The organism is Pseudotabrizicola formosa (assembly GCF_002900965.1).
Taxonomy (GTDB): Bacteria; Pseudomonadota; Alphaproteobacteria; order Rhodobacterales; family Rhodobacteraceae; genus Pseudotabrizicola; species Pseudotabrizicola formosa.
The window spans coordinates 846,449-858,758 of sequence record NZ_PJOM01000002.1; the positions used below are offsets into that span (position 1 = coordinate 846,449).

The 12,310-nt window shown below is 64.6% G+C and carries 10 protein-coding genes; 7 read left to right on the forward strand and 3 right to left on the reverse strand.

The annotated features are described in order from the left end of the window. Positions 1–10 precede the first annotated feature (10 nt). The 5 genes from CXR43_RS08080 (at position 11) to CXR43_RS08100 (ending at position 5,488) form a co-directional block, all read left to right on the forward strand. Positions 11–1,837, forward strand: a complete 1,827-nt coding sequence (locus CXR43_RS08080; RefSeq protein ID WP_435530787.1) for an extracellular solute-binding protein — start codon at positions 11–13, stop codon at positions 1,835–1,837. 20 nt (positions 1,838–1,857) lie between these two features. Further along, positions 1,858–1,983, forward strand: coding sequence for an entericidin EcnA/B family protein (locus CXR43_RS18170; RefSeq protein WP_103333489.1), 126 nt, complete (start codon positions 1,858–1,860; stop codon positions 1,981–1,983). A 74-nt stretch (positions 1,984–2,057) separates the two neighbouring features. Next, positions 2,058–3,575: a class I adenylate-forming enzyme family protein gene (locus CXR43_RS08090; protein WP_103333490.1), complete on the forward strand. Its 1,518-nt coding sequence runs from the start codon at positions 2,058–2,060 to the stop codon at positions 3,573–3,575. Beyond that, complete coding sequence (locus CXR43_RS08095; protein WP_103333491.1) at positions 3,572–4,219, forward strand: DsbA family oxidoreductase; 648 nt, start codon at positions 3,572–3,574, stop codon at positions 4,217–4,219. The genes CXR43_RS08090 and CXR43_RS08095 overlap by 4 nt, the downstream gene beginning before the upstream one ends. A 54-nt stretch (positions 4,220–4,273) precedes the next feature. Beyond that, positions 4,274–5,488 (forward strand): multidrug effflux MFS transporter, encoded by a 1,215-nt coding sequence (locus CXR43_RS08100; RefSeq protein WP_103333492.1) that lies wholly within the window; start codon positions 4,274–4,276, stop codon positions 5,486–5,488. Between the two features lie 42 nt (positions 5,489–5,530). Here the strand turns inward: CXR43_RS08100 and mfd are convergent, their stop codons facing one another. Then, the gene (mfd, locus tag CXR43_RS08105; RefSeq protein WP_103333493.1) at positions 5,531–8,986 is read right to left on the reverse strand and encodes a transcription-repair coupling factor; all 3,456 of its coding nucleotides are present in this window, start codon (positions 8,984–8,986) and stop codon (positions 5,531–5,533) included. Between the two features lie 57 nt (positions 8,987–9,043). Then, entirely contained in the window at positions 9,044–9,553 is a 510-nt protein-coding gene (locus CXR43_RS08110; protein WP_210402067.1) for a component of SufBCD complex, read from the reverse strand. Between the two features lie 121 nt (positions 9,554–9,674). On the opposite strand from CXR43_RS08110, the gene hemB reads away from it, so the two are divergent. Both hemB and CXR43_RS08120 read left to right on the forward strand, forming a co-directional pair. Next, positions 9,675–10,682, forward strand: coding sequence for a porphobilinogen synthase (hemB, locus tag CXR43_RS08115; RefSeq protein WP_103333494.1), 1,008 nt, complete (start codon positions 9,675–9,677; stop codon positions 10,680–10,682). A gap of 142 nt (positions 10,683–10,824) precedes the next feature. After that, on the forward strand, positions 10,825–11,388 hold the full coding sequence (locus CXR43_RS08120; protein ID WP_103333495.1) for a lipid-binding SYLF domain-containing protein: 564 nt from the start codon (positions 10,825–10,827) through the stop codon (positions 11,386–11,388). A gap of 57 nt (positions 11,389–11,445) precedes the next feature. On the opposite strand, the gene CXR43_RS08125 is transcribed toward CXR43_RS08120, so the two are convergent. Then, positions 11,446–12,309: an NAD(P)-dependent oxidoreductase gene (locus CXR43_RS08125; RefSeq protein ID WP_103333496.1), complete on the reverse strand. Its 864-nt coding sequence runs from the start codon at positions 12,307–12,309 to the stop codon at positions 11,446–11,448. Position 12,310: the final 1 nt, after the last annotated feature.

The window sequence follows — 12,310 nt, forward strand, 5'->3', positions numbered from 1 at the left end:
TGTTGCCGGAATGGGACCAGATTTTTTCCACATCAGACAGGGATTTGTGGTCGCGGCGCTGCTTGTGTTCGCCGCCACTCCGGGTGTTTCACAGGGAAGTGATTCTGCGGCTCATGGCATAGCTATGTATGGCACCCCCGCCCTCCCCCCGGATTTTGTGTCGCTGCCCTATGTGAACCCCGAGGCTCCCAAGGGCGGGCGCATCATCACCGGCGAGTCGGGCAGCTTTGACTCGATGAACCCGTTCATCCTGCGCGGTCGTGCGCCGGCGTCGGTGGCCAGCCTGACGGTCGAGACGCTGATGGGCCGGTCTTATGACGAACCCTTCACGCTCTACGGTCTGCTGGCCGAATCGATCACCACCGATGCGGCACGGACCTACGTAGAATTTACCCTGCGTGAGGCTGCCCGATTCTCTGATGGCAGCCCGGTCACGGTCGAAGACGTGCGCTGGTCGTTTGAAACCCTGGGCACGCTTGGCAACCCGCGTTATCACACCGCCTGGAACAAGATCGACCGGGCCGAGATCACGGGCCCCCGCTCGATCCGCTTTACCTTCAACACAGCCGACCGCGAACTGCCGCTGATCCTGGGCCTGCGCCCGATCCTGCAAAAGGCGCAATGGGAGGGCAAGGCGTTCGACGCCTCGACGCTGGAAGCGCCCATCGGCTCGGGCCCCTATGTCGTCGATGGCTTCGAGACCGGGCGCTCCGTCAGCTTTCGCCGCAACCCGGACTGGTGGGGCAAGGATCTGCCCTTCAACCGCGGCCAGCACAATTTTGACGAGGTGCGCACCGAGTATTTCGGCGATGGCGGCGTGGTGTTCGAGGCGTTCAAGGGCGGGCTGATCAGCACATGGCGCGAAACCAGCCCGGCCAAATGGGCCAGCAGCTATACCTGGCCCGAGGTGACCGATGGCACCATCGTCAAATCCGAAATCCCGCATCAGCGCCCCTCGGGCATCGAAGGCTTTGTGATGAACACGCGGCGCGCGCTGTTTGCCGACTGGCGGGTGCGCGAGGCGATGATTCTGGCCTTCAACTTTGAATTGGTGAACCAGACCATCAATGGCGGGGCCAATCCGCGCATCCCGTCTTATTTCGGCAATTCTCCCTTGGGCTTTACCCCCGGCACCCCGGCACAGGGGCGGGTGCTAGAGCTTTTGGAGCCCTTTGCCGACAGATTGCTGCCCGGCGCGATTGAAGGGTACAGCGTCCCGCAGGGCGATGGCACCGAGGCCAACCGCCGCAACATCCGCGCCGCCACCGCCCTGCTGGCCGAGGCGGGGTACACGATTGACGCAGGCCAGCTGAAAGACCCCGCAGGCCAGCCGGTGGCGTTCGAGATCCTGCTGGTCAACGGGGCCAATGACATGATCACCGCCGCCGATATCTATGTCGAAAGCCTGAAGCGCCTTGGCATCTCGGCGCGCGTCACCACCGTGGACAATGCGCAGTACATCGAACGCACCAACAGCTATGCCTTTGACATGACGCATTACATCCGCAGCCTGTCGCTGTCGCCGGGCAATGAACAGACGCTCTACTGGGGGTCCGCCGGGGTAACGCAGCCCGGCACCCGCAACTGGATGGGCATGGCGTCTCCGGCGGCCGAGGCGATGATCGAGACAATGCTCAATGCGCCCGATACCGAGACCTTTGCAGCCGCGACACAGGCGCTGGACCGTGTGCTGACCACGGGTAGATATGTGGTGCCGATGTGGTATTCTGATGTTTCACGACTGGCACACCGCAAAGAGCTGAAATTCCCTGCCCGTCTGCCGCTGTATGGCGACTGGATCGGGTTTCAGCCAGAGGTCTGGTGGCATGAGCAATAAACCAAGAAACGGGCAGACAGATGCGTAAATCCTTTCTGATGGCGGCGGCGGCCGCTCTGATGATCCTTTCGGGCTGCGCCACGGTCGAGGGCATTGGCCGCGACATTTCCGGCGGGGCCAACCGCGTATCGGGCTGGCTCGGCTGACGCTGCGGCCCTGTGCCGGTTGATCAGCCGGGTTTGCGATTGCGCGGGCCGGCGCGGCAGATTAGGCAAGGGTCATGCAATCCCTTCTAGAGACCGGACCCGCCCCAACCGTGCCTGCGCCGTTCAACATGGCGCAGCATGTGCTGGCCAGTTCGGTGGCACGCGCGCCCGACAAGCTGGCGCTGCGGATCATCACGGCGCATGGCGCAGAGGACTGGAGCTATGCCCGTCTGCATGGCGCGGTTCTGGGCTGCGCCGCCGGTCTCTTGGCCAAAGGGCTGCGGCCCGGCGACCGTATCCTGATGCGGCTGGCCAATCAGGTCGAATTTCCCATCCTGTTTCTGGGGGCTCTGGCCGCTGGCATGGTGCCGGTCGCAACCTCGGCACAGCTGACCCGGGCCGAGATCACGCCGATGGCGGCGCGCATCGGCCCCTGTCTGATTGTGGCAAGCGACGGCGTGGCGCTGCCCGATGGCCAGACCTGCCCCGTGATCAGCGATGCCGAGATCCGGGCGATGGAAAGCCTGCCCCCAGCAGCCTTTCACCAGGGCGATCCCGACCGGCCCGGCTATATCATCTTCACCTCGGGCACCTCTGGCAATCCGATGGCCGTGGTGCATGCGCATCGTGCCATCCTGGCACGCCGGATGATGCATGACGGCTGGGAAGGGCTGACCGGCGAGGATGTCCTGCTGCACGCGGGCGCCTTCAACTGGACCTACACGCTGGGCACCGGGTTGATGGACCCCTGGACCGTGGGGGCCACGGCGCTGATCCCCGGCGCGGGGACCAGCCCCGCCGATCTGCCCGACCTGCTGCACAGCTACCGCGCCACGATCTTTGCCGCCGCCCCCGGCGTCTATCGTCAGATGTTGCGCCTTCCCCTGCGCGCCCTGCCGCATCTGCGCCACGGGCTGTCAGCGGGCGAGAAACTGGCGCCCGAGACGCGCGCCGCATGGACCCGCGCCACAGGCACTCCGGTCTGTGAGGCGCTTGGCATGTCGGAAATCTCGACCTTCATCTCGGAAGCACCAGACCGGCCCGCACCGGACGGGGCCACCGGCTTTGCACAAGCCGGGCGGCGCATTGCCGCCCTTGGGCCGGACCTGGCCCCGGTGCCGCGCGGCACCCCCGGCCAGCTGGCGATCGACCGCCGTGATCCGGGGCTGATGCTGGGCTATCTGGACGCCCCCGAGGCCACCGCGGCACGGCTGAAGGGCGACTGGTTCCTGACCGGAGATCAGGTGCAGATCGACGCATCAGGCGCCGTGACCTATCTGGGCCGCGACGATGACCAGATGAATGCCGGCGGCTACCGTGTCAGCCCGGTCGAGGTGGAGGCCGCGATGGCCCGCTGTCCGGGGGTGATCGAAGCGGCGGTGACCGAGGTCGAGGTCAAGCCCGGCGTCACCGTCATCGCCTGTTTCTACACGGCCGCCACCCCATTGGAGGACGCGGCCCTGTCCGCCCATGCCGAAACCCATCTGGCCCGCTACAAACAGCCGCGCCTCTTTCGCCACCTGCCCGCCCTGCCCCGCGGGGCCAATGCAAAGCTCAACCGCCGCGCGCTGCGCGGCATGGGGGTCTCATGATCAAGCTTGATATCTTTTCCGATCCGGTCTGTCCCTGGTGCTATATCGGCAAGGCCAACCTCGACCGCGCGCTCGAATCCGCCCCGGATCATCCGTTCGACATCGAATGGCATCCCTTTCAGCTCAACCCCGGCATGCCAGCTGAAGGCGTGGACCGGGCCGCGTATCTGGAGGCAAAATTCGGCGGCAAGGCCAAGGCGGTCGAGATCTACGCCCGTGTGGAGCAGGCCGCCCGGGAGGCCGGACTGACGATCGACTTTTCCAGCATCAAGACCATGCCCAACACCCTCAACGCCCACCGCCTGATTCATTGGGCCGGGCTGGAGGGGCGGCAAACCGCCATCGTCTCGGCGCTGTTTCGCGCCTATTGGCGCGAGGGGCGCGACATTGGTGATGCCAGCACCCTGACCGATATTGCCGAGGCCGCTGGCATGGACCGCGCCCTGACCGAACGCCTGCTGGCCACGGATGAGGATCGCGAGGCGCTGAAAGCCCGCGATATCCACGCCCGGCAGCGCGGGGTCACCGGGGTGCCCTGCTTTATCATCGGCAATCAATACGTGGTGTCCGGCGCGCAGCCGCCGCAAGTCTGGGCCGATGTGCTGGCCGAACTGCGCGGGAGCGCACAGAGCACAGGCCGTTAGCGCCATGGTCGCTCCTTTGCGCGCGTGTTAGCCAAGCGCGGAAAGGACACAGCCATGTCACACCCCCACCCACCGCAGCGCGCCCTCGGCCAGACCGAGTTCATCGCGCTGATAGCGATGCTGTTTGCCACCATCGCCTTTTCCATCGACGCGATGCTGCCCGCCCTGCCGGAGATCGCGGCCGAGCTTTCCCCCGATGCCCCCAACAATGCCCAACTGATCCTGACCAGTTTCGTCTTCGGCATGGGGATCGGCACGCTGTTTGCCGGGCCATTGTCCGACAGCTTTGGCCGCAAGACGGTGATCGTGGGCGGGGCGCTGCTCTATTGTGGCGGGGCCCTGCTGGCCTATGTCGCACCCACGCTGGAAACCATGTTGCTCGCCCGCGTGCTTCAGGGGCTCGGGGCGGCTGGCCCGCGCGTGGTGTCGCTGGCCTTGGTGCGCGATGTGCATTCGGGGCCGCGCATGGCGCGGATCGTCAGCTTTGCGATGATGATCTTCACACTCGTGCCTGCCGCAGCCCCCTTGCTGGGCCAGTACATCATGGCAGGCTTTGGCTGGCGCAGCATTTTCCTGGCCTTCTTGCTGTTCTCTGCCGTCTCGGTGCTGTGGCTCACGATCCGGCAGCCCGAGACCCTGCTGCCCGCCGACCGTCGCCCGTTCCGCGCCGCCCCAATCTGGGCCGCATTGAAAGAGGTGCTGTCGCTGCGCAGCATCCGCCTCTCGATTCTGGCGCAAACCCTTGGCTTTGCCGCCCTGTTCGGCACGCTCTCCTCGACGCAACAGCTGTTTGACCAGACCTATGGCCGGGCTGAGAGCTTTCCGCTTTATTTTGCGCTGATCGCGCTGATTTCCGGCTCGTCCTCGCTGCTCAACGCCTCGCTGGTGATGCGTCTGGGCATGCGGCGTCTGGTGCGGGTGTCTTTTGCCACGCAGATGCTGGTCTCGGCGGCGTTTGTGATCGCCTTCACCCTGAACCTTTGGCCCGCGCCCGAGGTGCTGGAGCTGGAATTCTTCGCCTATCTGATCTGGACCATCGGCGTGTTCTTCATGGTGGGCATGACCATCGGCAACCTGAATGCCCTGGCGCTGGAACCTGTGGGGCATATTGCGGGCATGGCGGCTTCGGTCACCGGGGCGCTGTCGACAGTGTGTTCGGTGATCCTCGCAGCCCCGGTGGGGCTGGCCTTCAACGGCACCCCGCTGCCGCTGATGATCGGGGTCATGCTGTTCACCGGTCTGGCCTATGCGGTGGCGCGCAGGCTCTGATCCCATGCACGTGCCCCTGCGGGGGCACGTGCAAAACCATCGCTATCCCTTTGGCCGCACAATCTTTTCCGCAAGATCGCGGGCGATGGCAAAGGCCCCCTTGATCCGGTCGGCCTCAGACTTCCAGTCGCGCAGCAGCACGATCTTGTTGCCCTGCACCTTTGCGCCCACCCCTTCGGCCTTGATGAAATCCACCAGACCCGCCGGATTGCCGAACTTGTCATTGTGGAACTGGATGGTCGCCCCCTTTGGCCCGGCGTCGATGCGGGAGATGCCGGCCCGTTTCGCCATCGCCTTGATCCGCACGATCAGCATCAGCGTGTTGACCTCTTTCGGCAGCGGGCCGAAACGGTCGATCAATTCGGCGGCAAAGCCTTCCAGCTCGACCTTGGTGGTCAAGCCAGACAAGCGGCGATAAAGGCCCAGCCGCACATCCAGATCGACCACGTAATCTTCCGGAATCATCACCGGCAGGCCAAGGTTCAGCTGCGGCGACCATTGGTCATCAATCGGGGCCAGGCCGTTGATCTCACCCGATTTGATCTTGGCAATCGTATCCTCCAGCATCTGCTGGTACAGCTCATACCCCACCTCGCGGATATGGCCTGACTGCTCCTCACCCAGCAGGTTGCCCGCGCCGCGCAGATCAAGGTCATGGCTGGCAAGGTTGAACCCGGCCCCCAGATTATCCAGTGACCCCAAGAGCTTGAGCCGCTTTTGCGCCTGCGGTGTCAACGGGCTGCGCGGTTTGGTGGTCAGGTAGCAATAGGCGCGGGTTTTGGACCGCCCGACCCTGCCCCGGATCTGATAGAGCTGGCTCAGGCCGAACATATCGCCGCGATGGATGATCATCGTATTGGCGGTCGGGATATCCAGCCCCGATTCCACGATCGTCGTGGCCAGCAGCACATCAAACTTGCCGTCGTAGAACTGGTTCATGCGGTCATCCAATTCACCCGCCGCCAGCTGGCCATGGGCGATGACATAGGTGACTTCGGGCACATGGGTCTTGAGGAAGGCCTCGATCTCCGGCAGGTCGGAAATGCGCGGCACCACATAAAACGACTGCCCGCCCCGGAACCGTTCGCGCAGCAGCGCCTCGCGGATGGTGACCGTATCGAACTCTGACACATAAGTGCGGATCGCCAGACGGTCGACCGGCGGGGTGGCGATGATCGAAAGGTCACGCACCCCGGTGAGCGAGAGTTGCAAGGTGCGCGGGATCGGCGTGGCGGTCAGGGTCAGCACATGGATTTCCGACCGCATTTCCTTGAGCCGCTCCTTATGGCCCACCCCGAAATGCTGTTCTTCATCAATCACAAGCAGGCCAAGGTTCTTGAACTTCACCCCTTTGGCCAGCAAGGCATGGGTGCCCACGACAATATCCACAGAGCCATCGGTCATGGCGGCCCGGGTGGCATTTGCCTCCTTTGTGCTCACAAAGCGCGACAAGGGCTTGATGGTAACGGGGAATCCACGAAACCGCTCGGCAAAGCTGCGGTAGTGCTGGCGGGCGAGCAAGGTGGTCGGGCAAATGACGGCCACCTGCATCCCGGCCATGGCGGCGACAAAGGCCGCGCGCATCGCCACCTCGGTCTTGCCAAAGCCCACATCGCCCACCACCAGCCGGTCCATCGGCGAGCCTTTTTCAAGGTCGGCCACGACATCGGCAATCGCGGCCAGCTGGTCGTCGGTTTCCTGATAGGGAAAGCGCGCGGCAAAGGCTTCCCATATGCTGTGAGGTGCTTCCAAAATCGGGGCATGGCGCAGCGCACGTTCGGCGGCAATCCGCATCAGGCGGTCTGCAATCTCCTTGATGCGTTCCTTGAGCTTGGCCTTCTTCGCCTGCCAGGCCCCGCCGCCCAGACGGTCCAGCAAGCCCTCTTCATGGCCATAGCGCGACAGCAGTTCGATATTCTCGACCGGCAGGTAAAGCTTTGCCGCATCCGCATATTCCAGCGCCACACAGGCATGGGGTGCGCCAAGTGCCGTGATGGTTTCCAACCCCAGATAGCGGCCCACGCCATGTTCGACATGCACCACCAGATCACCCGGCGTCAGCGTATCGACCTCGCGCAGGAAGTTGTCGGCCTTGCGCTTCTTGCGCGGCTTGCCGACCATCCGGTCGCCCAGCACATCCTGTTCGGAAATCACCACCAGCCCCGGGGCGGTAAACCCCGCCTCCAGCGCCCAGACCAGCAGGAACAGCCCGCCGCGCCCTTCGGGCAGGTCGCGCATATCCCTGATGCGTTTGGCGTCGCGAACGCCTTGATCCTGCAACAGCCCTTCCAGCCGCTCGCGCGCGCCCTCCGACCAGCTGGCGATCACCACCTGATTGTCTTGACGCAACATCCGAAGATGATCGGCCAAGGCCCCGAAAAGGCTGATGGATTCCATCTGCCGTTCGGGCGCGAAATTGCGCCCCTGCCGCCCGCCGGCATCCAGCATGCCCGGCCCGGGGCTTTGCGGATAGGGCGACAGCTGCACCACGCGGTGCTGCGCCACCGCCGCCTGCCAGCCCGCATCATCCAGATAGAGCAACCCCGGGGCCGCAGGCTTGTACACCGTATCCAGCCGACCCTTCACGCTCATCGCCTCGCGCCGGGAATCATAGGCGTCATCAATGCCGTCCCAGCGGGACAGGCGCATCGGCGTCACCTGATCATCCAGCATCACCGATGCCTCCGGCAGATAGTCGAACAGCGTTTCCAGCCGGTCATGGAACAGGCCCAGCCAATGCTCCATCCCCTGATGCTTGCGCCCGGCACTCACCGCCTCGTACAGCGGATCATCCGACCCGCCGACGCCAAATTCGATGCGATACGCCTGCCGGAACCGGGTAATCGACGCCTCGTCAAGGATGACCTCTGACACCGGCGACAGATCGACGGCGGTCAGCTTTTCCACCGTGCGCTGGGTGACCGGGTCAAAGCGGCGCAGCCCATCCAGCACATCACCAAAGAAATCCAGCCGCACTGGCCCCGGATGGCCCGGCGGGTAGATGTCGATGATCCCGCCGCGCAGGGCATATTCGCCAGCCTCGGCCACGGTGGACACCGGGGAAAACCCCATGCGCGCCAAAAAGCCCTTGAGCTGCGCCTCATCCACCCGCTTGCCCACAGCGGCGGTAAAGCTGCTGGCCGCCACAGTCGCGCGCGAGGGCACCCGCTGGGTTGCCGCGTTGACGGTGGTCAGCAGCACGAAGGGCCCCGGCACCCCGGCGCTCAGGGCGGCCAGAGTGGCCATCCGCCGTGCGGCGATATCGGGATTGGGCGACACCCGGTCATAGGGCAGGCAATCCCAGGCCGGAAAGTCCAGCACCACCGCTTGCGGCGCCATGACCGACAGCGCCACCCGCATCGCCTCCATCCGCTTGTCATCGCGGGCGACATGAATCACCGGCGCACCGCGTGCCAGTTCACGGGCCAGCAAGCGGGCGTCAAACCCTTCGGGTGCGCCACCCAGAACGATACGGTCAGAAGAGGATGTCTTGGTCATGGCCGCCTTACCTACGCCCCTTTGCCCGCCCGTCAAGGGCAGGCATAGCGGCATCCTTCAGCTGATGTTCTGATACATGCCAAACAGCGCCGTCACGAAGATCGAGATCATGCCGATGAACTGGGTGACAAAGCGGTGCCGCATCAAAAGCCGCACCAGAGCCGCCCCCACCGGGGCCTCGGTCTCGACCCGCAGCGCAAGGCGCAGGGTCAGATAGCCAATGAGCACCATGGGGGCTGCCATCAGCAGCACCGCCTGTGCGAACTCCACCCCATAGACCGCCCCAAGCAGAGCCAGAACGGTCAGGACAAAGCACATAAAGCCGATCAGCCACATGCCGCCGCGCCGTGAAATGTACAGCATGCGCCGCGCCGTGATCCGGGCCAGAGCCGCCAGATCCTCGGCCGCCTCCTCATCCTGCCGCCGGGCGCGGGTGATCAGGTCAAAGGGCACGCCCATCACCCAATGGCTGACCGAAGACCACAGCACCGCCAGAGCGATCCAATACCACAGGCTGGAAAACGACCGCATGTCGATCAGCAGCAAAACGAGGGAATACCATTCCAAGACCGGCGCACCTTTTGCCTGATATCGCGCTCAAGGCTTGCAGCCCCGCGCCTTTCCATGGCAGGCAAGACCAAAAGCTGCAAGCCCCGAGACTGTAACCAGACCAGATGCGAGCCCTGCCATGCGCCTGACCGTTGCCCCTACCCCCACGTCGCGCTTTCGCCGGCTGCGCAAATCGGCCAGTCTGCGGGCGTTGGCGCAGGAGAACACGCTGTCGGTGCAGGATCTGATCTGGCCGGTCTTTGTCCGCGATGGAAACAATCTGCGCGAACCCATCGCCTCGATGCCGGGGGTGGAGCGGCGGTCGGTCGATCAGGTGGTGCGCGCGGCGGAAGAGGCGGCCTCGCTGGGCATCCCCGCGCTGTGCCTCTTTCCCTATACCGATCCTGCCAAGCGCAGCGAAGACTGCGCCGAGGCGTGGAACCCCGACAACCTTGCCAATCGCGCCATCCGCGCGATCAAGGCGGCGGTGCCCGAAATGGCGGTGATGACCGATGTGGCCCTGGACCCCTACAACGCGCATGGCCATGACGGGCTGGTGCAGGATGGCATCATCCTGAATGACGAAACCATTGAAGCGCTGGTGAAAATGTCGCTGGCGCAGGCCGAGTCGGGGGCCGATATCCTTGGCCCCTCGGACATGATGGATGGCCGTATCGGCGCGATGCGCGGCGCATTGGAAGCGGCGGGGCACAAGGATGTGGTGATCATGTCCTATGCCGCCAAATACGCGAGTGCGTTTTATGGCCCGTTCCGCGATGCGGTGGGGGCAAGCGCGGCGCTGAAAGGCGACAAGAAAACCTATCAGATGAACCCCGCCAACAGCGACGAGGCGATGCGGCTGATCGAGCGCGATCTGGCCGAAGGGGCGGACATGGTGATGGTCAAACCCGGCATGCCCTATCTGGACATCATCCACCGCGCCAAGACCCTGTTCGGCGCGCCGACCTATGCCTATCAGGTGTCGGGCGAATATGCGATGATCAAGGCCGCTGCCCAGAACGGCTGGATCGATGGCGACCGGGTGATGCTGGAAAGCCTGATGGCCTTCCGCCGGGCGGGCTGTGACGGGGTGCTGACCTATTTCGCGCCCGAGGTCGCGCGGGCGCTCCGTGACGGGCGGGTGTAATACTGCCGCGCTCATCGGCGATCTGTCGCCGCTTCTGTGATCGCCGCATGACAAATGATCACAAACCCGCTATATCTGGTGGTAACGGGCCAGCAGAGCCCCAATCGGCCCCCGGGGCCACAAGAGGCAGAGGCGATAGGACATGAGCGGAACACTCGGATTCTCCAGACGGGCCTTTCTTGGCGCGACGGGGGCCAGCGGCTTGCTGGCCGCCTGCGGCAATGGTGTGGGCAGCACCGGGGCCGCCCAGATCGATGCGCGGGTGACCTCGACCGAAGACTATCTTTACAGCACCTTTCCCGGCACCCGTGATCTGGCCAGCCGGGCCTCGGGCGTGCTGATCATGCCGCTGATCACCGAAGCCGGGCTGATCTATGGCGGCGGCTATGGCCGCGGGGCCTTGCGGGTCAACGGCGTGACGGTGGATTACTATTCGGCCACCCGGGCCACCTTTGGGTTGCAGATCGGCGCACAGCAATATGCCCATGCGCTGTTCTTCATGACCGAAGCCGCGCTTGGCCAGTTCCGCCGCAGCCCGGGCTGGGCCGCCGGGGCGGATCTGCGCTATGCAACCCCAGCGCAGGGCGCCTCGCTGGGCAAGGAAACCACCGAGATGGACCCGGTGATTGCCTTGGTCTTTGGCCAGCAGGGCTTTATCGCCGGGGCCACGCTTGCAGGCGTCAAATACAACCGGATCATCCCCTGACAGGGGCAATGCGCCGCAGGCGTCCGACGCCTGCGGCCTGTGATGCGTGGTGACGGCTCAGCGCAAGCGGCGGATCAGGCTGCTGGTGTCATTGCGCCCGCCGCCCATGCGCTGGATGTCCTTGTAGAACTGGTCCACCAAGGCGGTGACCGGCAGGCTTGCCCCGATGTCATTGGCCGTGGCCAGACAGATCCCCAGATCCTTGCGCATCCAGTCCACCGCAAAACCATGGTCGAACTTGTCTTCCAGCATGGTCTTGTAGCGGTTCTGCATCTGCCACGATCCGGCGGCGCCCTGGCTGATCACCTCGATCACCTTTTCGCCGTCAAGCCCCGCCTTTTCACCAAAGGCCAGAGCTTCGGACAGGCCCTGCACCAGCCCGGCAATGCAGATCTGGTTCATCATCTTGGCAATCTGCCCGGCCCCCGAGTCCCCCAGACGACGGCAGATCCGCGCATAGGCGTCGATCACCGGCTCGGCGCGGTCATACTGGTCTTGCGACCCGCCGCACATCACCGAAAGCGCGCCGTTTTCCGCGCCAGCCTGCCCGCCCGAGACCGGCGCATCGACAAAGCCAAGCCCGCTCTCGGCTGCAAGGGCCGCCATCTCGCGCGTGACCTGCGCCGAAACCGTGGTGTGATCGACAAAGATGGCGCCCTTGTCCATCCCGGCAAAGGCCCCGTCCGGCCCGGTGCACACACCGCGCAGGTCATCGTCATTGCCCACACAGGCAAAGACGAAATCCTGCCCCATCGCCGCCTCGCGCGGGGTGGCGGCGGCGCGGCCGCCATGCTTTTCCACCCAGGCCTCGGCTTTCGCGGGGCTGCGGTTGTACACTGTCACCTTATGCCCCTTGGCGGCCAGATGGCCCGCCATCGGAAACCCCATCACCCCCAGGCCCAAGAATGCTACCTTTGCCATC